This is a genomic window from Paenibacillus sp. FSL K6-2862 (assembly GCF_038005125.1).
In the GTDB taxonomy this organism is placed as follows: domain Bacteria; phylum Bacillota; class Bacilli; order Paenibacillales; family Paenibacillaceae; genus Paenibacillus; species Paenibacillus illinoisensis_A.
Genome location: NZ_JBBOSN010000001.1, coordinates 4,300,899 through 4,326,015, shown reverse-complemented (window position 1 = coordinate 4,326,015; position 25,117 = coordinate 4,300,899). Strand labels below are relative to the sequence as shown.

General features: G+C 46.5%; 23 protein-coding genes. 18 read left to right on the top strand and 5 right to left on the bottom strand.

Translation table 11 applies throughout. The annotated features are described in order from the left end of the window. Window positions 1–173: 173 nt before the first annotated feature. The 14 genes from MHB82_RS19400 to MHB82_RS19335 all read left to right on the top strand — a co-directional run bounded on the left by MHB82_RS19400 (window position 174) and on the right by MHB82_RS19335 (window position 17,640). Window positions 174–1,823: an AraC family transcriptional regulator gene (locus tag MHB82_RS19400; protein ID WP_341175643.1), complete on the top strand. Its 1,650-nt coding sequence runs from the start codon at window positions 174–176 to the stop codon at window positions 1,821–1,823. A 131-nt stretch (window positions 1,824–1,954) separates the two neighbouring features. After that, the gene (locus tag MHB82_RS19395) at window positions 1,955–2,944 is read left to right on the top strand and encodes an ABC transporter substrate-binding protein (RefSeq protein WP_341175642.1); all 990 of its coding nucleotides are present in this window, start codon (window positions 1,955–1,957) and stop codon (window positions 2,942–2,944) included. A gap of 62 nt (window positions 2,945–3,006) precedes the next feature. Next, a complete protein-coding gene (locus MHB82_RS19390; protein ID WP_341175641.1) occupies window positions 3,007–4,029 on the top strand; it encodes an NAD(P)/FAD-dependent oxidoreductase in 1,023 nt (340 codons plus the stop codon). A 251-nt stretch (window positions 4,030–4,280) separates the two neighbouring features. Further along, the gene (gene purT, locus MHB82_RS19385; protein WP_341175640.1) at window positions 4,281–5,468 is read left to right on the top strand and encodes a formate-dependent phosphoribosylglycinamide formyltransferase; all 1,188 of its coding nucleotides are present in this window, start codon (window positions 4,281–4,283) and stop codon (window positions 5,466–5,468) included. Next, on the top strand, window positions 5,458–5,916 hold the full coding sequence (locus MHB82_RS19380; protein WP_095292715.1) for a GNAT family N-acetyltransferase: 459 nt from the start codon (window positions 5,458–5,460) through the stop codon (window positions 5,914–5,916). The genes purT and MHB82_RS19380 overlap by 11 nt, the downstream gene beginning before the upstream one ends. Before the next feature lie 443 nt (window positions 5,917–6,359). Then, a complete protein-coding gene (locus tag MHB82_RS19375; RefSeq protein ID WP_341175639.1) occupies window positions 6,360–7,169 on the top strand; it encodes a CAP domain-containing protein in 810 nt (269 codons plus the stop codon). 233 nt (window positions 7,170–7,402) lie between these two features. Next, the gene (locus MHB82_RS19370) at window positions 7,403–8,269 is read left to right on the top strand and encodes a GDSL-type esterase/lipase family protein (RefSeq protein ID WP_341175638.1); all 867 of its coding nucleotides are present in this window, start codon (window positions 7,403–7,405) and stop codon (window positions 8,267–8,269) included. Then, the gene (locus MHB82_RS19365) at window positions 8,269–9,234 is read left to right on the top strand and encodes an ABC transporter ATP-binding protein (RefSeq protein WP_095361864.1); all 966 of its coding nucleotides are present in this window, start codon (window positions 8,269–8,271) and stop codon (window positions 9,232–9,234) included. Before MHB82_RS19370 ends, MHB82_RS19365 begins: the two co-directional genes overlap by 1 nt. After that, window positions 9,227–10,216: an ABC transporter permease gene (locus tag MHB82_RS19360; RefSeq protein ID WP_095292704.1), complete on the top strand. Its 990-nt coding sequence runs from the start codon at window positions 9,227–9,229 to the stop codon at window positions 10,214–10,216. The genes MHB82_RS19365 and MHB82_RS19360 overlap by 8 nt, the downstream gene beginning before the upstream one ends. 76 nt (window positions 10,217–10,292) lie before the next feature. Continuing rightward, window positions 10,293–12,272, top strand: coding sequence for a DNA topoisomerase IV subunit B (parE, locus tag MHB82_RS19355; protein WP_095361862.1), 1,980 nt, complete (start codon window positions 10,293–10,295; stop codon window positions 12,270–12,272). A gap of 12 nt (window positions 12,273–12,284) precedes the next feature. Next, complete coding sequence (gene gyrA / locus MHB82_RS19350) at window positions 12,285–14,747, top strand: DNA gyrase subunit A (protein WP_183521571.1); 2,463 nt, start codon at window positions 12,285–12,287, stop codon at window positions 14,745–14,747. Window positions 14,748–14,975: 228 nt separating this feature from the next. Further along, the gene (locus MHB82_RS19345; protein ID WP_110758922.1) at window positions 14,976–15,416 is read left to right on the top strand and encodes a MarR family winged helix-turn-helix transcriptional regulator; all 441 of its coding nucleotides are present in this window, start codon (window positions 14,976–14,978) and stop codon (window positions 15,414–15,416) included. 269 nt (window positions 15,417–15,685) lie between these two features. Continuing rightward, window positions 15,686–16,132 carry a MarR family winged helix-turn-helix transcriptional regulator gene (locus MHB82_RS19340; RefSeq protein WP_095361859.1) on the top strand — a complete coding sequence of 149 codons (447 nt, stop codon included), beginning with the start codon at window positions 15,686–15,688 and terminating at the stop codon, window positions 16,130–16,132. After that, window positions 16,129–17,640, top strand: a complete 1,512-nt coding sequence (locus MHB82_RS19335; RefSeq protein WP_095361858.1) for a DHA2 family efflux MFS transporter permease subunit — start codon at window positions 16,129–16,131, stop codon at window positions 17,638–17,640. The genes MHB82_RS19340 and MHB82_RS19335 overlap by 4 nt, the downstream gene beginning before the upstream one ends. A 128-nt stretch (window positions 17,641–17,768) precedes the next feature. Here the strand turns inward: MHB82_RS19335 and MHB82_RS19330 are convergent, their stop codons facing one another. From MHB82_RS19330 to MHB82_RS19320, 3 genes are all read right to left on the bottom strand, one after another. Next, window positions 17,769–18,113 (bottom strand): MGMT family protein, encoded by a 345-nt coding sequence (locus MHB82_RS19330; protein WP_095361857.1) that lies wholly within the window; start codon window positions 18,111–18,113, stop codon window positions 17,769–17,771. Window positions 18,114–18,274: 161 nt separating this feature from the next. Beyond that, window positions 18,275–19,003, bottom strand: coding sequence for an RluA family pseudouridine synthase (locus MHB82_RS19325; RefSeq protein WP_261780034.1), 729 nt, complete (start codon window positions 19,001–19,003; stop codon window positions 18,275–18,277). Further along, the gene (locus MHB82_RS19320; protein ID WP_095292682.1) at window positions 19,000–19,863 is read right to left on the bottom strand and encodes a class I SAM-dependent methyltransferase; all 864 of its coding nucleotides are present in this window, start codon (window positions 19,861–19,863) and stop codon (window positions 19,000–19,002) included. Before MHB82_RS19320 ends, MHB82_RS19325 begins: the two co-directional genes overlap by 4 nt. Window positions 19,864–20,113: 250 nt before the next feature. Here MHB82_RS19320 and MHB82_RS19315 point away from each other — a divergent pair, with 250 nt between their 5' ends. From MHB82_RS19315 to MHB82_RS19305, 3 genes are read left to right on the top strand one after another with little or no spacing between them, the layout of a single operon-like run. Further along, window positions 20,114–20,566 (top strand): flavodoxin, encoded by a 453-nt coding sequence (locus MHB82_RS19315; protein WP_251643628.1) that lies wholly within the window; start codon window positions 20,114–20,116, stop codon window positions 20,564–20,566. 5 nt (window positions 20,567–20,571) lie between these two features. Further along, window positions 20,572–21,375: a hypothetical protein gene (locus tag MHB82_RS19310; protein ID WP_095361853.1), complete on the top strand. Its 804-nt coding sequence runs from the start codon at window positions 20,572–20,574 to the stop codon at window positions 21,373–21,375. Window positions 21,376–21,427: 52 nt separating this feature from the next. Continuing rightward, on the top strand, window positions 21,428–21,991 hold the full coding sequence (locus tag MHB82_RS19305; protein ID WP_095361852.1) for a nitroreductase family protein: 564 nt from the start codon (window positions 21,428–21,430) through the stop codon (window positions 21,989–21,991). Window positions 21,992–22,017: 26 nt separating this feature from the next. Here the strand turns inward: MHB82_RS19305 and MHB82_RS19300 are convergent, their stop codons facing one another. Next, a complete protein-coding gene (locus MHB82_RS19300) occupies window positions 22,018–23,475 on the bottom strand; it encodes a 4-hydroxyphenylacetate 3-hydroxylase family protein (RefSeq protein WP_341175637.1) in 1,458 nt (485 codons plus the stop codon). Between the two features lie 203 nt (window positions 23,476–23,678). Continuing rightward, window positions 23,679–23,831, bottom strand: a complete 153-nt coding sequence (locus MHB82_RS19295; protein WP_095292667.1) for a DUF1540 domain-containing protein — start codon at window positions 23,829–23,831, stop codon at window positions 23,679–23,681. Between the two features lie 457 nt (window positions 23,832–24,288). Here MHB82_RS19295 and MHB82_RS19290 point away from each other — a divergent pair, with 457 nt between their 5' ends. Beyond that, window positions 24,289–25,101, top strand: a complete 813-nt coding sequence (locus MHB82_RS19290) for an AAA family ATPase (protein ID WP_095361850.1) — start codon at window positions 24,289–24,291, stop codon at window positions 25,099–25,101. Window positions 25,102–25,117 lie beyond the last annotated feature (16 nt).

Below are 25,117 nucleotides of genomic sequence, written 5' to 3'. Positions count from 1 at the left end.
GGAATAGGAATGCCCGGAGTGTCTTTTTTTTATTCAAAAGGTGCTGTGCGGGCCGTTTTTTTGCGAAGGGGCGCGTGTATAGCTGTTCCTACTGGCACTTAGTTCATTCACGGAATTGTGCTATATTTTAAGGATTACCAGAAGAACGAATCGGGACGGCTGGAGGGAGAACGATGCAGGAAGCACATAGCGAAATGCAATTAAAACGTTTTGACAAGCTGGATCATCTACACTTTAAGCTCATATATGTGGATCAACCTGGCGCAAGCGATTATGTAAGGAATTGGTGTTTGAGAAAACACTTCCTGGACACATATATGTTATTGTTTATGGCTAGTGGTCAGGGCTGGTTAACAGTAGATGGCAACTTTATTGAATTACGTGCAGGAGCCTGGTACATCGGACAGCCTGGGCAGTTGGTTGAGGCAAATGTTCATTCACTGGATGAAAGAGGGGTGTATCATATGAACTTCGAAGTGATGCACTTGGCGGAACAAGATGATCCTGAAGTTCTCGATATTATGAAGCAACTTCTGGGGGATCCCTGTGACGCTGAGGTCATATGTGCTTCGGCGGTTGCGGTTGGTGAGCTCTGTCAGATGATCTATCAGCAAGCGCGGAGTAAGAATGGTTTACAAAGGTACTATGGTCAAATTCGTTTTCAGGAATTACTGTATACAATGTTCAACGATGTGGTACGTGCAGAAGAGCGTTTTTCCACTTCTCCCGTAGAACATGTAAAAGACTACATCGAACAAAATTATATGAACAAAATAACGATTGAGGAGCTGGCGACCATTGCACGAATGAGCTCTCGTCACTTCATGCGTTTATTCAAAAAAAGACATGGTTGCAGTGCGATGGACTATTTGACCTTTTTCCGAATCAAGCAAGCCCAGATTTTAATGAGAAACGATCACAATTATCGACTCAAGGATGTTGCATCATACGTGGGCTATCAGGATGAAATGTACTTCCGGCGTAAATTCAAGCAAATCTCGGGTATTCCCCCAGCAGCATTTATACAGGGCAGCAAGCAAAAAATAGCAGCTGTTCATTCCTTGAGTATAGGAACTCTCCTTGCCTTGCAGATTATTCCTTGTGCCGCAAAGGCGAGTCATCCATGGACTGAGTATTACAGACGCAAATATGAAACGAACAAAGTCATGCCGCTGGCTGAGGTGGAAGCCATATGGCTGGAGCAGCTTCGCATGGTGGATCCGGATTATATCATCACCGTTGAGGGAGAAATGTCGGACACGCTGGCTCATCAGCTTCGTTCTCTTGCACCAGTATGCATCATTCCGCAGGATGAGGGGGATTGGCGGGATCACCTGAAATATGTTGCCCGTTTTTTGGACAGATCAGATGTTGCGGAGGCGTGGCTGCAAAGATATGATGAGAAGTCAGCGATGGTCAGAACACAGCTTGCAGACAGCGTTCGGGAAGAACGGCTGCTTGTACTGAGAGTACATGGCGAAGTGCTGCAGGTGCTGGGGCCGAGGAGCATAGCTTCTGTATTTTATGTGGACTTGCAAATGAACGGTCCTGAAGGGATAGAGGCATTCTGGAAGCTGGGAACAGTGAAAGTTACAGAACTGTCGAAGCTCTCAATAGATAGAATGCTGTTGATCGTGGAGGAGGATGAAAAGTCTAAGCAAACGTGGAACGCTCTTCAAAACTCTGAAGGTTGGAATGATACGACAGCAGTCCAAAATGGATGCATTGATATACTCATGCCGGGCGTTCTGCTGGATTACACTGCGTTTACCCATGAACTGATGCTGGATGAAATATTAAAGCTCTGGCAAGATCGTCCATAGCAAAAAGTCCGAATCGTCAATATCATGCAGGAACGTAATTTAATATACTACTCCTATATCTAAATGATAATGATAATTATTATTAATTGCTCATTATCATATCTCATTGACATATAGGGGGTACATACGAAGTGAAGTTCAAAGGGTTTACAATGGTGTGTGCAATTTTGATTTTACTCATGATTTCTGCATGTAGTCCGACCAGTCAGAAGGTGTCTTCAAGTGAAGCGCAAGCAACAGGAGCGCCCCATTCATCAGCAGCAGAAGCTGACAAGGTAAAAGTGGTCCACACTGAAATGGGCGATATTACCATACCGGAATCACCACAACGGGTAATCGCTCTGTCGGTTGTATACCCGGAGTTTTTATATGCACTCGGTATCGTACCTGTGGCGGTACAGAACTATCATTCCGAATTTCCCGCGTATCTGCAAGACCCTTTCTCCAATACGTTGAAGATGGGCATCGCAAGAACACCTGACTTTGAAGCGATTCTTGATGCAGGCCCTGACTTGATTATTGCTCCTGTCTGGTGGTCGAAAAAGGACTATGATCAGCTCTCGCAGATTGCTCCAACCGTGCTGCTGCCAGAGCATAATGACTGGCGAGATGAACTGCGTGGTATAGCAGCGATTCTGGGGAAAGAAGAGCAGGCCGAACAGGTGATACAAACCCTGGAGCAGCATGAGAAACAAGGCGCCGAAACGCTGCACAACCTGATTGGTGACGAGACTGTGCTGTACATCAGAGTGATGGAGAAGGAAATTATTTTACATGGCGAGAACATTGATCGGGGAAGATTCGTCCATAAACAGCTGGGTTTGCAACCACTCCCTAATTTTCCTGAATCCGAAACTGCAATGTCCGTATCCTTGGAAGTATTGCCCGAATACGATGCAGATCATCTGATCGTACAACTGGATGATGAGACGAACAAGGAAATAAAAGGCAAGTTTGACGAGATGTTAACCACCTCACTGTGGAAAAATCTGAAGGCGGTCAAGAATGATCATGTCTATATGGTTGGTGGAAAGGAATGGTTCAATCTGGGGATGTCTCCGCTTGCCGACAGTTATGTGATTGATGATATCGTTGCTGCTTTTAAAGAGAAGAACAAATAAGGTAGACCTTAATATTGCCAGAGTTGCTTTCGATTGATAAAACCAGAACGGATGTGTCCGAAATGCATAAAGAAGACATTAATGATGTGACAATCATTGGCGGCGGCCCTGCAGGCATGTATGCGGCCTTCTATGCGGGTATGCGCGAAATGAAAGTGAAATTGATTGAAGGCAAAGATCGGCTTGGCGGGTTTCTACATACCTATTCGGATAAAACGATATGGGATGTGGGGGGAGTGCCACCTATGAAATGCTCCAGGTTGATTGAGTGGCTCGTCCAGCAGGCGACCACTTTTGATCCAACCGTTGTGTTGAATCGTAGCGTAGACAGATTCACTCGCCTGGACAACGGACTATTCGCCTTGCATACTGACGAGGGCGAGTTGCATTATACACGCTCCATTATTATCGCAATAGGTCGAGGAATGGCTGAAGTTCAAAGGCTTGAAATGGAAGAAGCAAGTGAATATGAGCGGAGCAATCTCCATTATACGTTGCAAAGTCTGGAACGATTTACGGGTAAACATGTGTTGATCTCAGGCGGAGGCAATAGTGCTGTTGACTGGGCTATCGAACTCGCGGAACAAGCTGAAACTGTAACAGTTGTTCACCGTCAATCGGAATTTCGCGCCATGGAACGAAATGTGAAATATATGAAAAACATAGCGGATGTGCGTACACCCTATCAAATTACGCGGTTACACGGGAATGGGGACCGCATACACCAGGTGGTTATAACTCACGTAGACACCGGGGAGAATGTTTGGCTCGAAGTGGATGAAATTGTGGTTAGTCATGGGTATACAAGCCACGTAAGTGGCCTTGCCCGCTGCGGTCTGGAGATGAGCGAAGGTATGATTGTAATGAGCCAGCTTGCAGAGACCAATGTACCCGGTATTTTTTCGGCAGGAGATTGTGCAACCCATGAGAGTAAAGTACGACTGATTGCCGGAGCTTTTAATGATGCGATTGTGGCGGTAAACAGTGCGAAACAATACTTGAATCCGAAGGCGCCTAAGATGGCCTATGTTTCTTCACATAATGACATTTTCCGAGAGAAAAATCGGCATATTACAGGTTGCTGAACTCTCGGGAAGAAGGTAGGATCAGGTTCATTGGTGATCTCAGATCAATATTACAATCATATCCTTGATTTGGGAGCAATGGAAAGAGTATCGAATCTGTGAACGGTAATTGTAAAAATTGATCGAAAAAACACAAAAAATCTTGTAAAATTCACAAGAAAAATAGGGAGCACCCTTGCAATCTTTAACCAAAACCCCGAAAATAGAGAGACAGATATAGAAGATTTCTCTTTGGGAGGATTGGAAAGAACATGTGGGGTGCTCCTTTTACGGCTCAAGCCAAAAAAATGCTACTGCTGGGTAGCGGAGAATTGGGAAAAGAGGTCGTTATTGAGGCCCATCGACTGGGAGTTGAAACGATCGCTGTTGATCGTTATGACAATGCACCTGCCATGCAGGTAGCACACCGGTCTTACTGCATCGACATGTTAGATGCCGAAGCTTTGAAACAATTGATTCGCAAGGAAAAACCTCATTACATCGTACCAGAGATCGAAGCGATTGCGACAGAAGCCTTGTTAGAGCTTGAAGAAGAGGGATTCTGTGTTGTGCCGACGGCACGTGCTGCCCGTTTAACGATGGATCGCGAAGGCATCCGGCGTTTGGCGGCAGAGCAATTGAAACTTCCGACAGCAGCATATCTATTTGCGAACAACTTGGAAGAGCTTCAAGAAGCCGTTCGTGAATTGGGTACACCTTGTGTGATCAAACCATTGATGAGTTCTTCCGGTAAAGGGCAGAGTGTATGCCACACGACGGATGACGTGGAGAATTGCTGGAATATCGCTCTGTCTGGAGCGCGCGGCAAATCTGTACGTGTCATCGTGGAGAGCTTTGTGAAATTTGACAGTGAAATAACGCTGCTCACCGTAAGATCTGTATCAGGAACTGTATTTTGTCCTCCGATTGGTCACATTCAGAAAGATGGGGATTATGTCGAATCCTGGCAGCCGCATGCAATGACTCCGCAGCAATGGGAGCAAGCTTGCCATATTGCCAAGTCTGTGACTGATGAGCTAGGTGGTTATGGGCTGTTCGGTGTCGAACTATTCTTGACTTCGGACGGAGTTGTGTTCAGCGAGGTATCACCTCGTCCGCATGATACAGGTATGGTTACCATGGTAACGCAAGATAGCTCCGAGTTTGCGCTGCATGTGCGTGCAATTCTGGGTTTCCCTGTGACAGATGTGCATCTGCTTACACCTGGAGCTTCAGCTACGCTGAAAGCCAATCATGAAACATCAGACTTTACTATAGGCGGGATTGAAGAAGCACTGGCTCTTCCACGTACGCAGGTTCGTGTGTTTGGCAAACCTGAGGTCAAAGTGGGACGCCGGATGGCTGTAGCACTTAGTGCAGGCCATGATGTGGAAGAAGCTCGAAAAACGGCGGTTCAAGCCGCAAATATGCTGAAAGTGGAGGTAAATCATGTCCAATAATGCCCAGGCCCCTGTACTGACGATCCGAGAGTGTGAACTGCGAGATGCTGAAGCGGTAACGGGACTGATGCGAGAGGTCAGCTATCCGACAACAGCCAATGTTATGAAAGAGCGCATTGAAGGTTTGGAGAGTAATCCAAACGCGTGCATGCTTGTTGCCGAAGTGGATGAACAAATTATTGGTATGATCGGCTTGCAATGTGTGCAAAGTCATGCCTATCCAGAACCTGCCGCTCAAATTACGTCCTTGATTGTAGGGCAAGAGTACCGTGGAGGCGGCATTGGCCGTCGTCTGATGGCTCGTGCTGAGGATTGGGGCAGACAGCAAGGTGGGAAACAATTGTTTGTCACCGGTGCGAATCGTGAAGTTGCTTCATCAACGTATTCTTTCTATGAGCACATTGGCTTTCAAAAGAGAGGATATCGTTTCAGTAAAGTCCTTCTATAGAAAAGATTCTTCAAAACAAGGTACCTATTCCTCAACCAGATCGTTGATGTACAGGTAACTCGAGACATTCGGACAAGTATGGATTCCGGATGTCTTTTTTTTGGTTAAATAAGGACGTCCCTTAAAGGATGTTTTTCATATATGATAGTGTAGTAGGCAGTTCACATGAATAAAACTATATGCCTTATATAATTGATACAAGCAATGAGCTTATCATTTCAAAACTATAATTCAACTTTTAATGCACTTACAGATATAGGTTCATGTCTTAAAGCATGACTTAAACATTTAAACCAGTTTGATGCTTTTGAAACGCAATCAAAGATTACAAAAAAGTAACTTTTCCATAATTTATAGGTTCACATCACTCGTATGAATTGGTATACTGCTAGAGTATTAATTACAAAGTTGTAACTAATTAATTTTCGAGGAGATGAATGAATTTGAAAAAGAACTTGTTGAAAACCGTCGTCACTGGAGGTCTGACAGCTGTACTGGCCGTAGGAATTATGCTCCCTGCTTCTGCTTCCGCGGCAGAGGTGTCCACATATAAAGCTACTATTAAACTTACGGATGCAACTAGCCTGAAAACATTGCTTGAAAAGTGGATGAAGGATAACGGAATTACGGTATCAAATGGCCAGGTTGTCAAACAACCAGCAGCACAGCCTGAAACGACGAAGCCAGAAACAACAAAACCACAAACAACAAAACCACAAACAACAAAACCAGAAACAACAACAAAACCGTCTCAACCAACGCAAGAAGAGAAACCAGCTGCTACGCCAACGAAAAAGCCTGAGAACAGCAGCAACTCTGGTAATGCGAACAACACGGGTAACACAGGTAATAACACAAGCAACACTGGTAATGAGTCAACTCAATCCGATTTTGCAGCACAGGTTGTAAAATTGGTGAACGCTGAGCGTGCCAAAGCAGGTCTGAGCGCACTGGCATCCGATGCACTTCTGGATAAAGTCGCTCTTGCCAAAGCAAAAGACATGAGTAACAACAACTATTTTGATCACCAATCACCAACGTATGGTTCTCCTTTTGATATGATGAAACAATTTGGAGTAACTTACAGCTACGCTGGTGAGAACATTGCCAAAGGTCAAAAAACGCCTCAGGAAGTCGTTACTGCATGGATGAACAGTGAAGGCCACCGGGCGAATATCCTGAGCAAAAACTTTACTCAAATCGGTGTTGGATACTACAACGGTTACTGGGCTCAAGAATTTATCGGCAAATAAGTCATTTGAATGAATAACGTTCAGATTTAATTCGAAAAAAGGTTATGTCAGCACAGCGAAATCTGTGTGAGGCATAGCCTTTTTCCATTTATAAATTTTAAAAAAGAAAGAGCGGCAAAATTTGCAAATTAACGACAGAACATTTATGTTATTTAGAAAAAGCGTCATCTTAATGTCAAACCATTTTAAATTATAAGCACCCAACCAGGTGTTCATGAGCGGAGATGTGATGAATGAAAAGAAAAACCCTTGATTCAGCGCCATGGATCTGGAGAACGATCAGTACAGTGTCCATTTTGGCAACGCTTCTGTTATTATTCGGTTTTGGTTATGCCATAAAAGACGTCATCTTTCCTGAGGGGGATCCAGCTTTAGGGACGGGGCAATCGACGAAAACACCGGCCGATGAGGCCAGCAAACCTGCAACTCCAGTTGATGATGGTAAAATTCGAATGGCCGTTATTGGTGATTCTCTGGCTAGAGGCACGGGGGATGATGAAGGACTGGGCTTTGTAAGGCGTGCAGGTAATATTTTAAAGGAACAGGGACATGATGTTCAGGTTCTGAACAACCTGGGAGTTAATGGCCTGAGAACGGATGCATTACTAAGTAAACTGGATGAACAGGGTGTACGCTATGTACTCCAGCAATCCAACTTTATCTTATTGTCCATTGGAGCTAATGATCTCTTTCAGGGTGGTCAGGTATTGCAGGGTGAGGATCCGCCGACCGCCGAAAACCTGGCTGCAGCATTGCCTGAAACGTCCAAACGTCTCCAGGAAATTTTGAAGAAAGTTAAGGAGATCAATCCGGAAGCACAGATTGCGTACATAGGTCTTTATAACCCATTTGGGGATGTGAAGGAGCTGGAGGTTCCCGGCAATGCGGTTGTAGCTGCATGGAATGATGCTGCGCTTCAAATTTTGAACCAAGAGGATAAGATGACGCTTGTACCCACCTTTGATCTGTTTGAAAATCATCTGGGCGAGTATCTCTCTTCCGATCACTTCCACCCGAACGGTGCAGGATACGAGGAGATTGCGGTTCGGATCGCGCAGGAATATCAGGCTGAAACACCGGCAGAAGGGAGCACGAACTAATGGCAGAGCCGCAGAGCGATTATGTACTGTCTGTGCAGCATCTTAAGAAGAAAATAGGACGCAAATGGATTATCAAAGATGTCACTTTTGAAGTGAAGCCTGGAGAAATTTTTGGTTTTCTCGGCCCGAACGGAGCCGGGAAAACAACAACCATTCGGATGCTTGTTGACCTGATCAAACCGACAGAAGGCAATATTAAAGTCTGTGGTTATGATGTGAATCGCGATCCTGAGCGCGCTCTTCAATATGTCGGTTCCATCGTGGAAAATCCGGAGGTGTATACATACCTGACAGGTTGGGAGAATCTGGAGCATTTTGCCCGGATGCAGCCTGGTGTAGATCATGCCCGTATTCAGGAAGTGGTGGATATTGTCCGTCTGGATCAACGAATTCATGATAAAGTGAGAACCTATTCGTTAGGCATGCGCCAACGGTTGGGTATTGCCCAGGCCCTGCTTGGACGCCCACGTCTGCTGATTCTGGATGAGCCCACCAACGGACTTGATCCCAAAGGGATTAAGGAGCTCCGGGTGTTTATCAAACAACTTGCAAGCGAAGGGATGGCTGTATTCGTCAGCAGTCACCTGCTGAGTGAAATTCAGCTTCTGTGTGACAGGGTTGCCATTATCAGTGCAGGCCGGGTTCTTGCCGTTGGAGGCGTAGATGAATTAATTGAAGATCACTCCAAATTCGCCATATGGCATGTCTCACCTCTGGAGGAGGGCAGGAAAATGCTGCTTGATGCAGGTATAGCATTAGTGGATCGTCCTGCCGAGGTAATGGATGATACCATTATCGCAGGGCTTGGATCCAATGCGGTTGTTGCTGAAATGCACGAGGATCGCATCGCGGGTCTTGTGAATCAGATGGTTCAGGCAGGGATTCAGGTTGAAGGTGTGCAGCGGGTTCAGCCGACACTGGAACAATTATTCTTAAAGATGACAGAAGGTGAATCCATTGAGTAATATCATGCCGCTCATCCGAAATGAAACGATTAAGATGGTGAAGAAGAAACGTCTTTATATTATATTTATTGTACTTGCGGTTCTGGTTCCGATGTTTACGTATGCCCAGATGAAATCTGCGGAAAATAACCGCGACAAGTTTGGTGGCGACTGGAGACTTGAACTTCAGCAGGCAATCACGGATAATCAAAATTCACTGGGCAGCGACCGGGTGCCTGAGGAATACAAAAAGTACCGCACGGTTTATATCCAGCAAATGCAATATTACCTGGAAAATGACGTGAATCCGGAGGAGCCCAATGGCGTAACTTTTACCCGGGAATTCATGAACAATGCGGTTGGCTTGTTTATTCCGCTGCTTATTATGGCCATTGCCTCGGATCTGGTGTCGGGTGAGCGCACAACAGGTACCATCAAGATGCTGCTGACTCGTCCGGTCAAACGCTGGAAAGTACTGCTCAGCAAACTGGTCACCCTGATTATGTTTGTGTCTATAATCGTCGTATCTGCGTATATTATCTGTTACGTTATATCAGGTGCAGTATTCGGTTATAAAGGTTTCGGCATGCCGATCTTTACCGGATTCAAGGTTGTGGGTACCGATGTGGATCTGTCTGCCGTACACGCCGTGGATCAATGGCTGTATCTTCTCATGCAGGCAGGATTGATATGGTTTGTGAGCGTCATTGTCGCCATTCTGGCTTTCATGGTTTCCGTACTGGTTCGCAGCACGGCAGCAAGTATTGTTATTATGATGGCTGCGCTTATTGCAGGAACCATTCTTACGAATATGGCTGCCTCTTGGCAGTCAGCCAAATACCTGTTCATGGTTAATCTGGAACTTCCGGATTATTTGTCCGGCGGATTGCCACCGATTGAAGGAATGAATTTGGGTTTTTCCCTTATTGTGCTTAGTGTTTGGGGCATTGCCTCACTCATTGTGTCATTCCTTGTCTTTACGAAACGGGATATCTTGAATTAAAATGGACAAGGATAAGAAAACATCTGTTTGCATTTTAGGTTTTTTTTCAGTTGCAAGTTAAGAAGGGGGAGCATGAATGGTCGAGCAAATCGATATGTCGGCAGGTTCGACAGGCGGAGGACAGGGATCTTCAGGCTACGACGCGGACGACATTCAAGTACTTGAAGGACTGGTAGCGGTTCGGAAACGGCCCGGGATGTACATCGGCAGCACCAGTACTTCAGGTCTGCATCATTTGGTATGGGAAATTGTGGACAACGCTGTCGACGAGCATCTCGCCAAATTCTGCTCCAAAATCGATATCACGCTGCATAAGGACGGTTCTATTACGGTTCAGGATAACGGAAGGGGAATTCCGACAGGTATACATAAAACAGGAATTCCTACTCCCCAGGTCGTGTTTACGATTTTGCACGCAGGCGGAAAGTTCGGTGGATCAGGATATAAGAAATCAGGCGGACTGCACGGCGTAGGTGCTTCGGTAACGAACGCTTTGTCGGAGTGGCTTGAAGTCGAAATCTTCCGTGATGGCAAGATTCATCGTCAACGTTTTGAATATTGGCAGGACAAAAAGGGTGTTGAACATGTCGGAGAGCCGGTAACGGGACTCGAAGTACTCGGGAATACCAACCGGACAGGGACTAAAGTAACGTTTAAACCCGATATACGTGTCTTCCAAAATGGCATTCAATTGAATTATGATACGCTGGCAGAACGGCTTCAGGAAATTGCTTTTCTGAACTCGGGCCTGAAAATTGTTCTGAAAGATGAACGGTCAGGCAATCAGGATGAGTACATGTATGAAGGCGGAGCAAGCCAGTTTGTTGCGTATTTGAACGAAAATAAAGATGTGCTGCATGATGTCATTCACTTCTATGCGGAGAAGGACGACATCGAGGTCGAAGTGGCGATCCAGTATAACGCAGGGTATACCGAAACGCTGGCTTCGTTTGTTAACTCGATCCCGACCAGGGGCGGCGGTACACATGAGACCGGATTCAAAACGGCGTATACCCGTGTGATGAACGACTATGCAAGACGTACCAGCATGATTAAGGAAAAAGATAAAAATCTTGAGGGTAATGATCTGCGCGAAGGCATGATGGCTGTCATCAGCGTAAAGATGTCCGAAGTGGAATTCGTTGGACAAACGAAAGATCAACTCGGCAGCGCTTCCGCTCGAAGTGCGGTCGATTCGGTCGTTTCGGAGAACATGCAGCGGTTTTTGGAAGAAAACCCGCAGGTGGCTCAGACGCTGATTCGCAAAGCGGTTCAGGCCTCCAAGGCAAGAGAAGCTGCACGCAAGGCCCGTGACGAGATGCGTACAGGCAAAAAGCGCAGTGAAAGTTCCAACCTGAATGGCAAGCTGACTCCTGCACAATCCAAGGATTTTACCCGGAACGAGCTGTTTATTGTTGAAGGGGATTCCGCAGGAGGCTCAGCGAAACAGGGACGCGATTCGAAGATTCAAGCCATACTGCCTCTGAAGGGGAAACCGCTCAATCCGGAGAAATCAAAGCTGGCGGATATCCTCAAAAACGAGGAATATCGTGCGATAACGGCTGCGATCGGAGCGGGTATTGGGACTGAATTTGCCGTTGAAGACAGCAATTATTCCAAAATCATAATCATGACGGATGCGGACACGGATGGTGCACATATTCAGGTGCTGCTGCTGACTTTCTTTTATCGTTATATGAAACCTCTGATTGATGAAGGTAAAGTATTTATTGCACAGCCGCCATTGTATAAGCTCACCCGCAAGTCCGGCAAAATGGCAAGTGTTCGCTACGCTTGGACGGATGATGAGCTGGCGAATTACATGAAGGAGTTTGGAAACAACGTCGAACTTCAACGGTATAAAGGTCTGGGTGAGATGAATCCGGACCAGCTGTGGGAAACGACGATGAATCCGGAGACACGGACGCTGCTCAAGGTGGAGATTGTAGATGCTGCCAAAGCGGAGCGTCGTGTGTCAACACTTATGGGTGATAAGGTCGATCCGCGTAAACGCTGGATTGTAGAGAACGTCGACTTTACAGAGTACGAAGAATAGAAGGTGCTTGGAATGAGTCTATCAGAACAATTTTTGCCGGCCTTTCTCGAAGAGGTCGTTGGTGACCGGTTCGGTCGCTACTCCAAATATATTATTCAGGATCGGGCCATTCCCGATGTTCGGGATGGATTGAAACCCGTGCAGCGTCGTATTCTATACGCCATGTACGATTCCGGTAATACGCCTGAAAAGCCTTATCGCAAATCCGCAAAAACTGTCGGTGATGTGATGGGTAACTACCATCCCCATGGTGACTCATCCATCTATGATGGTATGGTGCGGATGGCACAACCTTGGAAAATGGGCCATGTGCTCGTCGACGGTCATGGCAACTGGGGATCGCAGGATGATGACCCGGCTGCTGCGATGCGGTATACAGAGGCCCGATTGTCGCCGATCGCGATGGAGATGCTGCGAGATATCGAGAAACGGACTGTTCTGTTTAAGGACAATTTCGATAATACAGCCAAAGAGCCGGTTGTGCTGCCATCTCGTTATCCCAACCTACTGGTTAATGGCGTAAGTGGGATTTCTTCCGGCTTTGCAACCGAGATACCAACGCATAATCTTCGTGAAGTCATTGATGCCTGCATCGCGGTCATGGAAAAACCATCGATTGAGCTGGACGAGATCATGATGTTCATGAAAGGTCCGGATTTCCCTACAGGCGGCTTAATCATGGGTGGCGAAGGTATTCTGGATGCTTATCGGACAGGTAAAGGAAGAATTTACATTCGCTCCAAAACGGATATCGAGAACATGCGCGGTGGCAAGCAGCAGATTGTCATCACCGAGATTCCATATCAAGTGGTAAAATCCAGACTTGTGACAGCCATGGAGAATATTCGACTTGAGAAAAAAGTAGAAGGTATTGCCGAAGTTCGCGATGAGAGTGGACGTGACGGTCTGCGTATCGTGGTTGAATTGAAAAAAGAAGCGGATGCGCAAGGTATCCTGGCTTATTTACTGAAAAAAACCGATCTTCAGGTAACCTACAATTTCAACATGGTTGCCATCGTGAACAAGGCACCTCAACAGCTTGGGTTGAAATCCATCCTGGAAGCCTATATTGCCCATCAGCGCGAGGTGGTGACATTCCGGACCAAGTATGAGCTGGAGAAGGCGGAAGACCGTGCACACGTGCTGGAGGGTCTGGTCAAGGCGCTAAACATTCTTGACGAAGTCATCGCAGCAATCAAGGCATCCAAAAATCGTCAGGACGCGCAAAATAATCTGATGTGGATGTTCGGATTCTCGGAGCGCCAGGCAGATTCGATCTTGACGCTGCAGCTGTACCGTTTGACCAATCTGGAGATCTCATCCCTCCAGAAGGAGCTTGACGATCTGATGAAAAAGATTGCCCAATTACGCTCCATTCTGGATAGCGACCGCAAGCTAATTGGTGTCATCCGCAAAGAATTGATGGAGATCCGGGAGAAATACGGGATTGACCGTCGTTCGGCCATCCAGGGCGAGGTGGAAGAACTTAAGGTTAATCTGGAAGTCCTCGTTAACGCGGAAGATGTATTTGTTACATTATCCAAAGAGGGTTATGTGAAACGTACGGGAATGCAGTCCTTTACTCGTTCAGGCGGCGAACGCAACGGAAGCGGTGTAAAGGAAGGCGACTATATTTCACAGGTGCTTGAAGTCAATACGCTTGAAAACCTGCTCGTGTTCACGCAAAAAGGCCAGTACTTTTTGCTGCCTGTTCACCAGGTGCCGGAATTCAAGTGGAAAGACCCTGGTACAGCCATTGTCAATGTCATCCCGTTAGCGAAGGATGATCGTATCGCGAGTGTGCTCGCAGTCAAGTCCTTCGAAGAAGAAGGTCACAGTCTCGTCTTCGTTACACGTAAGGGACAGGTGAAGCGTACCGAGCTGAAAGAGTACGTCACCAAACGTTCCGGAGCTGTAGCTGCTTGCAAAGTGGGTAAGGACGATGAGGTATTGTCTGTACATCTGAGCACAGGCGGCAAGGATATTATGCTGATCACCAAGGAAGCGATGGCGATTCGTTTCCGTGAGGATGAAGTCAATCCAATGGGACGGGTATCCGGAGGGGTTCGTGGTATTCAGTTAAAAGAGACGGATGAAGTCGTTTCTGCCCTATGGGTGGAAGGTGATGAGGGTGAGATTGCCGTGCTGACCGACTTGGGCTATGGTAAACGTTCGCTGCTGCTGGACTATGCATTGCAAAGTCGTGGAGGCAAAGGTATTGCCACATTCGAATTCAAAGAAGGCAAGCGTGTGAAGCCGAACGGAAGCCGCATAGCCGGAGCCTTCTATTGCAGGGAACAACGAAACGTTACGGTAATGACCAAAGAAGGGCAGGCGTATCCGATTTCTTCTGAAGGTGTACCGATTACGGAACGCAAACATATTGGCAAACTGCTGGTTCATGTGGAGAAACAGGATGAAATCGTGGAACTTCTCATGAATTTCGATGAAAATCAGCCAGCATCAACATCGTAAAATGAGTAAAAGGACTTTTTGCACAGCAGTTGACTCTGTCGTGCAAAGAGTCTTTTTTTGTTGTTCAAGCTCGGATTAAAAGAGGCTGTCCATGCGAAGTTTAACAACCTTCGTCGATTACGGTCGATCGCTAGGAAATTGAAAAAATGCAGCAGGAATGCGGGTTTTTAGCGCGAAAAGTTAAGCTAGTGAAGTGAAAAACCGGGTTGCAGAGAGGAGCGATTCAAGATGTATAATTCCGATTTTGCCAAGTGCTGGTCAAGGCTCACCAAGGACTATAAGCTGCATATGGATCAGGAACTGGCCCCCTCTTTAACAGAGGCACAGCTGGCTGTATTGGAGGTTCTTGAGGATCATCAGAAAATGAAACCATCCGATCTGATTCCTTTTTTGGCTACAACACCTGCGGCCGTAACCATGCTGCTTGACCGTATGGAAAAAAATAATTTGATTCGTAGAGATCGGGATGACAACGATCGAAGAATCGTATGGGTTTCCTTATCTGACAAGGGACGAATGGAGACGGAACGTGGCGTGGCCATTCGAAATGATTTCATGAATTCCGTACTCAGCAATATTTCAATGCACAACCAACAGCTGCTTGTCTATCTACTGGGTAAGATGACAGCACCCAAAACAAAGGAGCATGTGTTGTCTTCTACTTCCTAATGAATGATGATGGACAGGGGATAATTCATGATTATATGATTTAGAGTTAATGCTATACCATAGCACTCCTGCGGATACAAGCAGGAGTGCTATGGTATTTTATTTTGTCTGGAGTGAGATGATTTGTCTGTTTCATAGGGCTATGAATAATTTCAGAAAATTTATATGTAAAGAGTTGACTATGTCATTATTTTTGTTATAATAAATAATTGTTCCCCTGATATTTCGTGTGCGAAATATTATATTCCAAAAGTAAAAAGGGTGAATTAATGATTGATACGTATGAAGTATTCTACATTATCAATTCGTTCCGGCAAGTGAATCAAATGCTGTTTCGGGCATTCTGGAATGAAAACAAGCAGATCGAGTTAACTTCGATTCAATTTATGGTGTTATCCATTTTGAAGGAGCGTCCTTCCATTGGCATCAACGAGGTGGCTGAACTGTGCCATATGGGCAGCAGTTCCATGAGTGCTGTGGTTGAACGTCTTGTCAAGGGTGAATACATAGTCCGGACACGTTCCCATTCTGATCGCCGATCCGTCATGCTGCAAATTACGGATAAAGGAGATAAGGCACAGCAGGAAACACACCAGTTGTGGATGGAAAGAGTATCTCCCATATTGGATATTCCAAAAGAAGATCTCGAGCATCTGCTAAGAATTCATACTCAAATGATTGAAAAGTTAGAAGGAAGAGAGATGAACAACCCATGAGTACTACCGCTGCAGCTCCATCCTCTGCGATGGACAACATTAAGAAGGGACCGATTGTAGCCGCGCTGCTGATTGGTGCATTTGTAGCCTTCTTGAACCAAACCCTGATGAACGTGGCTCTTCCCAAAATCATGGAAGATCTCGGTATCGGGGCTAATACAGCCCAATGGCTGACAACGGGATACATGCTTGTCAATGGTGTGCTAATTCCGGTTACGGCTTATCTGATTGCCAGATTTTCAACACGTCAGATCTTTATTACGGCGATGACGTTATTTACATTAGGAACGCTCGTCTGCGGAATTAGTCCGAATTTCTCCATTCTGATGGTTGGTCGTGTGATTCAAGCAGCAGGCGCAGGTATTCTGATGCCTCTGATGACTGTCGTATTCCTGACCATTTTCCCGATCGAGAAACGCGGTCAGGCCATGGGTACAATGGGGATCGCCATGATCCTTGCTCCAGCCATTGGACCAACGCTTTCCGGTTATGTCGTTGAACATTATTCCTGGAGATTGCTGTTCTACATCATCTTGCCATTCTCCATAATTGCAACAGGAATCGGTATTGCATTTGTCAAAAATGTAACCCGTCAATCCAAACCGAAACTCGATTATCCAGGCGTTGTTTTGTCCACACTTGGATTTGGTAGCTTGTTGTACGGTTTCAGTGATGCTGGTACAGATGGATGGGGAAGTGCAATTGTTATCAGCTGCCTGGTCGTAGGTGCCATATCGCTGATCCTGTTCGTTGTTCGTCAACTGACAACGGATCATCCGCTGCTGGAGTTCCGCATTTTCAAATACAACATGTACACATTAACTACAATTATTAATATGCTAGTGACCATGGCGATGTTTGCCGGCATGATTTTGCTTCCGATTTTCCTGCAAAATATTCGCGGCTTCTCACCAATTGAATCAGGTTTGCTCATGATGCCTGGTGCGATTCTGATGGGGATTATGTCACCAATCACAGGCCGTATCTTTGACAAAGTTGGGGCACGCTGGCTGTCCGTTGCAGGTCTTGCGATTACTGCAATTACGACATGGGGACTCAGCCGCCTGTCAATTGATACAACATATGGCTACATGATGTTCATCTATACTGCACGGATGTTCGGTATGTCGATGTTGATGATGCCGATTCAGACTGCAGGTTTGAACCAACTGCCACAGCGTTTGAATGCACACGGTACAGCGATGTCTAATACACTTCGTACGGTTGCTGGTGCGATTGGTACAGCCATTCTGGTTACGATCATGAGCAGTAAATTGAAATCCCACCTGGCAGATACACTTGCCTTGGGACAGATTAATCCTGAAGATCAAGCTGCTATGCTCGGTGCTACGGCAGATGCAACCATCTACGGGGTAAACTACGCATTTACGGTAGCTACCTGGATGACCGTTGCCGCAATGCTTCTGGCGTTCTTTATCCGTAAGACAAAGCCGGCGATTGAACCGACACCGGTGGAACAGCATCAAAAAGCGAATGCAACAGCTTAAATATATTACTGGTATCATCGTTTAATATTCATACGATCTACGCTTGTTTACAAAGCGATTGAATGAGAGAGAGCCCCAGCAGTTTGAACTGCGGGGGCTCTTTTTGTATTGGAGAAAGGGGACAAGAATTATTCCGGGTTATCCGATAAACCGTCAAGAAATACCGGCCCAGGATCATATCCAAACTGCTGGAGGTTAATGGTCCCATTCAGCTGAAATTCAATACCTTCGCTGATGAGCTCGGTCTCCTGCATCATGCGAGAGTGTTCATCCGGAATGGCAATCTCTCCTTTGGCGTTAACGACACGATGCCAGGGAAGTCGCTCCTTGCGGCTCATGGAGTGAAGAATGCGCACAACCTGCCTTGCAGCACGTGGGCTGCCCGCAAGAGCGGCTATCTGGCCGTAGGTCATGACTTTGCCTTCCGGTATAGATGCAATAATGGCCACGACTTGTTTAGTGAACGGTGTCATTTGAATGCAAACTTCCTTTCTCCATCCAGGAGTACTGGCTCTGTTCTCTAACAGATCTTCGTTTTATCTTGAATGGTCGTAATACATTGTCGTCTCGATCAAGAAACGTTGTTAAAAAAACCGTGTACCGAGAATATAGATTCGGATACACGGTTAGTCCATTATTCTTTAAACGCATCCTCATACACGCCAGATGGCCATTCCGCCCATGGGAACTCGCGGGGAGGCAGCGATCTTAATGTGATCTCTTCCTTGGTTACCGGGTGCGGAAAAGCCGCGATGGCAGACCAGAGAGCGATCTGCTGCCCAGGCTTGTTCACACCTGCCCCGTACTTCTGATCTCCAAACAAAGGACAGCCTGATTCTTTCATTTGAACACGAATCTGGTGCGATCTGCCAGTGTGAAGTTCGATGTGTACAAGACTGTATCGGTCCGTTTGACCGATAACCCGGTAATCCAGAACAGCGTCTTTCCCGCCGGGTGTACCTTTTGGTACAGCTGTTACTGTGTTGGTTCGCGCATCTTTCAGCAAAGTATGCCTCAACGTACCCTGCTGCGCAGGTAGTTTACCATGGACAACAGCCGCGTATATTTTGCGGAAATGCCGTCCGCGGACCGTTTCAGACAACCTGGAAGCCGCCTTGGAGGTTTTGGCGAAAATCATTGCACCTCCGACGGGGCGATCCAGCCTGTGAACCAGACCGAGATATACATTGCCGGGTTTATTGTACCGTTCCTTCAAATCCTGCTTCAGGAGCGTGAGCAGATCGGGGTCTCCCGAGGCATCTTCCTGGGTAGGCACATTAACAGGTTTCGTAATGCCTAACAGGTGATTATCCTCGTATAGTACAGGAATATCACCCGATGGCTGTACGTGATCAGACATCATGACTCCCAGCGTCCCAGAATGCCGCAAGGCAGGTCCAGACCACTGCGTGTAATCGGCAGACCGATCTCTCCTGCAGTAATGCTGCCTCCGTATTGAGCTGACATCGTCATCGTCAGCATGTTGCGCAGAACTGTGGATGAGATGCCAGTAGTGTAGGAATTAACCAGCATGAATAGTGGGTTATCCGACAAAATACTCATACAAGATTTCAAGAAGGGGTAGAGGTTCTCTTCCAGCTTCCACGTCTCTCCATTAGGTCCCCGGCCGTAGGACGGAGGATCCATAATAATCGCATCGTAACGGTTACCACGGCGCTGTTCCCGTTGTACGAATTTGAATACATCATCCGTAATAAAACGAACAGGGCGGTCTGCAAGACCCGAGAGTTGAACGTTCTCCTTGGCCCACTGCACCATTCCTTTGGCTGCATCTACGTGAACTACTGAAGCACCGGCATAAGCTGCAGCAACCGTTGCACCGCCCGTGTAGGCAAACAGGTTAAGTACGGAGATGGGCCGTCCTGCATTCGAGATTTTATCCATCATCCAGCTCCAGTTGGCAGCTTGTTCAGGGAACAGGCCTGTATGCTTGAAGCTGGTCGGTTTAATGTGAAACTTAAGGTTTTCGTATCCAATGGTCCAGCGTTCCGGAATTGGCTTCTTCATATCCCAGCTGCCGCCGCCGGAAGAGCTGCGGTGATAGTGACCGTGCACCTGGCGCCATTCATTGGTTTCTTTTTCGAGAGGCCAAATAATCTGTGGATCGGGTCTGCGCAAGATGACATCGCCCCAACGCTCCAGTTTCTCGCCGCCTCCTGTATCGATTACTTCATAGTCCTTCCAGTTCGATGCTACGTACATAGTCGTTTATCCATCCTTCAAAAGTCATTTGGATACTATTGTACAACAAAAAAGGGGCTGTACGCCAGTTGGGGTGGGCAGAAGGGGCTTTTGTTGTTTTGGATTTGCTGTGTAACTATATCCTGAAAATGAAGAAAAGATGAAAATTTAATTTGACAATGATAATCATTATCACATATGATTTTGATAATTCAGATGTCCTTATGAACTGCATGATCTTGATGAATAAATTAAAGTGAGGGAAAAATAGATGGCTAAATTGTTGGTGGCTTATGCGAGCATGACTGGAAATACGGAAGAAATTGCAGAACTGATTGTAGAAGGAATTACACAGGGAGGGCATGAGGCAGTCCTCAAGGATGTAATGGATTGCAATGCAGCAGATGTGCTTGAATATGATGCTTTCCTGATTGGAGTATACACATGGGGCGACGGGGAACTGCCCGATGAATTCCTTGATTTTTACGAAGAGCTGGATGAACTGGATCTGAGTGGCAAAAGAGCGGCTGTCTTCGGCAGCGGCGACACATCTTATGAACAATTTTGCGGAGCGGTGGATCTTGCAGCTGCGAAGCTGCAGGAGCGCGGGGCGGAGGTATCTCCAGAGATGCTGAAGATTGAGTACAGTCCGATGGAGCAGGAGAAGGATACATGCCGTGAATTCGGTAAACGCTTCGCTGCTGCCGGATTACAGGTGTCCTAGAAACTATGTTGAAACCTAATGTTCAGGCAGCCGTTCAACCGAGAGGTACGGAACATTCGGAGCGACTGCTTGAGGATTATAAATTGGAGGAGATGCTTCGCAGCCCGCATCGATTCATTCGCCCAGAATCGGCGCCTGCGGAGCGGTCCCCGCTGCAATGGAGACACCGCGTTCAGTATGCGGTCAGTCATGCGGTTAATGCCTTTTATAGTATGGACCCGGATGTGCGCAAGGAGGTTCCGGTACAATATCTGCTGGAAAAGTGGTGGCCGAAAAAGGCAGCAGGTTTCGACTCCATCCTTCATTACTGGGATGTGAAAAATAAAGTCATTGATGAACTATCATTGGCAATTGCCATGAACGATGATTTGAAGCATCCCATGATCCTGTTTGAACAGTGGAAAACCGAAGTTCCTGCACTTTCCATGCACTTGTCGATGATTGTCCAGACAGCTTGGCAACCGGAAGGGTGGGACTCTCTGCTGCTTCAAAAATTCATGGTGGTCCACGATCCAAACGTAGTTGAAGCTTTTCAGCATATGGCCAGTGTGTTTTGCTGGGAAGCCTTCGGGAAGCTGCCTGGCATGATTGAAATTTACTGTTTGCTTGAAGGTCGTAAAATTCGATTCATTCCGGGACGTCAATCCCTGATTCGTTCAATGGATTACATCAGGCTTGTACGTGACAGTATCCCACAAACGGAACATTCGGAAACGGAACATTTCACCTCCCGTGACAAAGCCCGGATACATGAGGAAGTTGACCGAAGAAGAAGTGAAGTGGAGCCCAAGAAAAACTGGCTCATGTAGATCTGCAAGGAGAGTGTCTGACAGAAAGTGAAGATAAAGGAGGAGCGATACAATGTTAACCGGTGTGAATCAGTTGGGGAGTGGCAAGAAGCGAGCAGGTAGCTGCGAATTCAGCCCACTTCCGGTACCACAGTCGGTGATTGGACGTTTGCTGGATGAGGCAGACCCTTCTCTGTACGTGATGAGCTCTAAACCCTGGCGATTTATGCTTTTTGCTGGAGAAGGGCGCCAGCTCTATCTGGAAGCAGTCAGACAGAGCTATCCTCCTCACTTGGCAGACCGATATGGTGACTGGGCCGCATATCAATATACAGAAGCCATCCCTGCGCATCTGATTGTCGTTGCACCAACGGGCAGTCAAGAGGATCATATGCTGCCTGCAAAAGCCTGGAGCAGGCGATTCTCCATGCTGGCAGCAGAACAGGGACTGCATGCCGTTTGGAAAATGAATGATTATCAGCAGCACCCCGTTTTTATGAATCTGATGGGCTTAACCAGTGAAGAGCAGGTAGTAGGAGTCTTTCATATCGGTTACGGAGACCAGCCTGCATTAAGAGACGTGGATATCAGCAGACCAGCCTCTGAACTGATGACAGTCTATGACCATCTGATTTAAAACGTTGCCTCTTGGGCGAACAGAAATTAACGATGCGTGTCTGCCAGAAAATGGCTAACGAGCTGACGGTACGTGTCTACTCCAGAATAGGTTGAGTACAAGCGGTTGGATACGGTAATACTGTTCCCGAAGAAAAAACGTTCGAATTGGGTCTGTCTGCCACCGAATGAACCTGCACCTAGCTCCCAGATCAAACGGAAAAGGGAAGTGCGCTGCTGTGCTGTCATATCCGTTCCTCTCAGGTAGATGTCCAAATGTGTTGCTGCATCCGTTTTGAACTCTTCCTCCTGAGGCACCATAATCATCCCGCTTGAAGCCATCAACTGGATAATTTCAATCATCTCGGGATACAGCTTCGGATACAGAATATTGGCAGCCATCAGTGGCTGTGGTGCAGGAAGTATAAAACCTCTACCATCAGGGATGGCACCAGCTTCAGTTGCGATGGCTAAGGCCTTAAGAGACTCAAGTCCGGCTAATACACGTGCCGTTTTTTCAACGACGTGTGCTTCAGAGGCAAGGTCAAGCGTATCGGTGAGCAACTGAAGTGTTCCCAGGATGAATTCAGTTTTGGCAATATATCGGCATAACACTTGATGTCCCGCGTGAATGTGGAAGTTGCTTCCGCTAAATAGACGCGAGGACATTTCTTCGTTTCCGGCAAAGAAAATCCGATCATGTGGCACTAAGACATGATCAAAAATGACGATGTTATCCATTTCTTCGTATCTGGAGCTGAGCGGAAAATTAAAGCATGATTCAGATGCATAGGTATCCCGACAAACGAGGGTGATGCCTGGCAGATCATTAGGTACGGCAAATGCAAAGGCGAATGGATTCTCGTCGTCAAATGGGGCAGGTGAGGGAGACGGGTATACAAAAATTTCGTCACAAGTTGCACCCTGTGTAGCCATCATGAATGCCCCAGTGATAATAAGGCCATCTTTGGTGTGCTCAACCACCTTGGCTGCGATTGCATCCTCGGTAGCGTCCATCTGCCCGGATATTTTGCTGGCGTGTGGTTGTATAAAAGCATGAGAGAGGGTAATATCATTGTCACGACAGAAGGCATAGTAGTTCCTCAGATTTTCAGCGTACTGCGGAGATAAGTCGTTAAGGAGATCCGCTGCAGTATAGAATGACATGATGGCCGTGTTCATATAATCGGGTGACCGACCCAGAAACCCGTGATGAGCGTTTGACCAGACACTCATCGCTTCACGGCGTTTCCGCAGATCATCAACTGTGGTGGGCGGCAGAAACGATAGTCCCACCGGTTTACCGTCTACGGGGGATTCGTACGTCATCTTGCCTGCAAGCCGTGGATCTGACTGCATGTCGTAGAGTTGCGCTTGTGTCTCCATGAGGCCTTTGAAAGCAAGATGTTCTGATCTTTTACCCGTAATGAGTTCTCCCTTATACCAGCAGGGGACAGTCTGGGAATTGATTCGTTCAATGTACTGCTTGCCACTTTTAACAGGCATCGTTATTCACCTCTTGGATCTAATCGTTCATGGGCAGATTGACTGCTCTCGTAGTTTACGTGGGCAGCCTCCTTTATGTGCATCCTGACAGGGGAATAACGAACTTGGCAAAAAGGCTTGATAATAATTATCATTCTTGTTACAATACAAAAAGAAAAAGGAACCGGCCAGGGCTCCTTTAACTTAAAACAATGGTAAAGTTTTTATTTTACTTCAAAGGTTTTGCAGTCTGTTTCAGCAGACTTGCTTGCTTCTTGAGAACTGTGGCTCACGATATAGATCGAATCAGCATTACATTTGTTTTCCTCAGCCCAGTGAACGCAGGAATTTACTTCACACAATACGTCTTTTGCCATGATTAATAACCTCACTTTGAGTTAGATTACATTCGTTGGTATTAAGATAAGTCCGACTTTTCAAGTTGCCGCTTGAAGTTCGGAACATTTTGTCCTCTTAATAAAGAGGGCTTATTTGCGTTATACACAACGATGCACTTTCAGAATAGCAAATTTGGGCAAAGCATGCAACATGTGCAATGCTTATACAAAAGCTTTTTGCGCGAGGGAGGAAGACTGACTTTGCAAAAAGGTGGTCGTATGCTATGATTAAATAGTAATAATTACGATTAAGTTGAAGTTCAAATAAGAAACTCACCACTAACTCACAACAAACTATTTATAAGTCGTTTAAAGTGACGATTATAAATCTTAGTTGATCGTGACCTCTTTATTCGGTTTCTTAAACATCAATTACTTTAGGCTTGGAGATTCGCAATTTACTCTCCTGGCATGAACGAAGGAGAGTTATCAAAACATGAGCAAAACAAATCATATGAACCGTATTCCCCGTGCCAAGGGAATAGATATGGCTGCTTTTTATTCACCGAAAGAGTGCACACGCAAAGTGAAGCACATCGTCTTCTCACAGGAGAACGAGCGTGTCATTGAGGAATTCCTGACCATTCTCGGCATGAAGGAACGCTTTGTGGAACATGATGTTTCCATGCCAAACAAATTGGTTATGTTTGGTCCTCCCGGTACCGGGAAGACATTAACGGCATCCTACCTGGCCTCCCGGCTTAATCTCCCACTGGTTTTAGTACGACTGGACGCCATCATTCACAGTCATTTGGGAGAGACGGCTACGAATGTACGCAAACTTTTTGAGTATGCACGCCTGAATCCCTGTGTCCTGTTTTTGGATGAGTTCGATGCCATTGGCCGCACCAGGGAGAGCAATGATGAAGTGAAAGAGATGGCCAGGGTAGTTAACACCTTGCTGCAGTGTCTTGATGAATTCGAAGGCGATAGCGTACTTGTGGCAGCCACCAATTTGGAAACCCAACTGGATCATGCCGTATGGCGTCGATTTGATACCAAAATAACGTATGGCATGCCGGATGAAGAGAGCAGGCAGCGATATATCAACAAACTGGTTGGACAATTTGAGCATCAGCCAGACCTGAAAACCTATATGTGCAAGCAGTTAAAAGGGTGCAGTTACGCCGATGTGGAGCAGATTGTGCTCAAAGCCAAACGGAAAGCGATTATTACGGACAGTCCATTGCATGAACAATTGATAGCTGATGCATATGATGAGTATATGCCGCGATTATTATCTACATAGAAGCTGAGCCGAAACA